At 74.0% G+C, this 1,613-nt stretch carries 2 protein-coding genes; one reads left to right on the top strand and one right to left on the bottom strand.

Translation table 11 applies throughout. The annotated features are described in order from the left end of the window. On the top strand, positions 1 to 1,039 hold a 1,039-nt coding region (locus tag GT354_RS29180; RefSeq protein WP_161359361.1), incomplete at its 5' end, for a PQQ-binding-like beta-propeller repeat protein. Between the two features lie 244 nt (positions 1,040 to 1,283). Here the strand turns inward: GT354_RS29180 and GT354_RS29175 are convergent. Beyond that, positions 1,284 to 1,613, bottom strand: a 330-nt coding sequence (locus GT354_RS29175; RefSeq protein WP_272923908.1) for an urease accessory UreF family protein, incomplete at its 5' end; no start/stop codon positions are given.

Raw genomic sequence — 1,613 nt, 5'->3', positions numbered from 1 at the left:
ACTGCTCGTGGCCGGCGCGGTCGTGGTGACCGCGGCGACCGCGACCGCGGCCGGCTACGCGTACGCGCGGCTCGCGGGCGGCGGCCACCCGCAGCCGAAACTGCGCTGGCGCCGGCCGATGGGGGGCCGGGTGACCACGCTTCAGGTGTTCGCCGAGACGGGCTATTGCGCGTGCGCCGACAACGTGTTCAAGGCGTTCGGTACCGCGACCGGGGTCCCCGTCTGGACCGCTCGCACCGACCAGACCCTGTGGTCGGAGCCCGTCGTCACGGCCGCCGCGGTCTATGTGGCCGGCCCCCCGGGGCAGATCTACGCGCTCGACTCGGCCCTCGGTCAACGCACCTGGCAAGTCACGGTCGGCGCCGAGGTCATCGGATCACCGGTGCTGTCCGGGTCCTCGCTGGTGGTCGCGACCGTGGCCGGTGAAGTGCTCGGGTTCGACACGGTGCAGGGGCAACGGCGCTGGACCTGGAAGGACCGCGCCGAACACGGGTGGGCGCTGCCCGCCGCGGTCGGCGACAGGCTCTACGTGGCCCACGCCGACGGGACCGTGCTCGCGCTGCACGCGGAAACGCGCGACGTGGTGTGGAAGGTCAAGCTCGAACCACCCGTGGTCGGCCCGCCGCGCGCGTTGGGCGGACTGCTGTACGTGGTCTCGGGGTGGGTGCTGCTCGCGCTGGATCCCGACACCGGCGACATCGTGTGGCGCTACCGCGGCCGGCTCGACCTGTCCACGCCGGTCTTCGCCGGAAACCTCGTGTACACGACCGACGTCGGCGCGCTGTACGCCCTCGATCCCGCGACCGGCGCCGAGCGGTGGCGGCGGCGCACCGGCGCGAGCGTGCCGGGCCCGGTCGCGGTCGTCGGCGGTGTGGCCTACGCGGGCGGCGACAAGGTGTTGAACGCGTTCGACGCGAAGTCCGGCGAACCGAGGTGGACTTACCCCGTCCCGACCTACCCGACCACCGCGCCCGCCGGGGCCAAGGGTCTGCTGGTGTTCGGTACGGCGGGACGGGAACTGGTCGCGCTGGACGTGTGAGCGGCCCTGCCCGAGCGCCGACCCACCGTCGGGGCCGGTCGGCTCGGTGCGCGCCGTGACGTGCCGTCAGGTCCGTGCCACCAGGTCCGTTCCGTCACCGGGTGTTCGCTCGTCGCCCGGCTCGCCGTCAGGGCGTCCCACGGCGCCGACCGGCCCGCCGTGCCCGATTCGCGACGCGCGCGAACCGGGCACGGCGGGCGTGGCCCGAACGTGGCTGTGCGCACCGCCGTCGGCGGGGCTGTGGTCAAGATGCAAAGTGGACGACCTCCTCGTGGACGTGCAGTTCGGCGCAGGCGTCGAGCCCTGCGGCGGACCAGCAGGGCAGTCGGTCCCAGTCGCCGTCGGCGAACACGGTGCGCGCCGCGGCGGCGGCCTCCTCGGCGACCTGGTCGCAGTGTCCGGCCATCTCGGCCAGCACGACGGTGATCGCGATCGGGTCGAAGGAGAGCAGTTTCACGGCCGCCGAGGCCGGTCCGTTGACGGTGTTGGTCGCGGCGAGCACGGCGGCCTCCCGCTCGTCGAGCCGGGCCCGGGTGGACGCGGCGCCGAGCACGATCGCGTAGTGCGGCGAGAC

The sequence above is a fragment of the Streptomyces sp. SID3343 genome, assembly GCF_009865215.1.
Lineage (GTDB): Bacteria > Actinomycetota > Actinomycetes > Streptomycetales > Streptomycetaceae > Embleya.
Note: the sequence above shows the minus strand (reverse complement) of the source record. Positions and strands in the feature narration are given on the sequence as shown.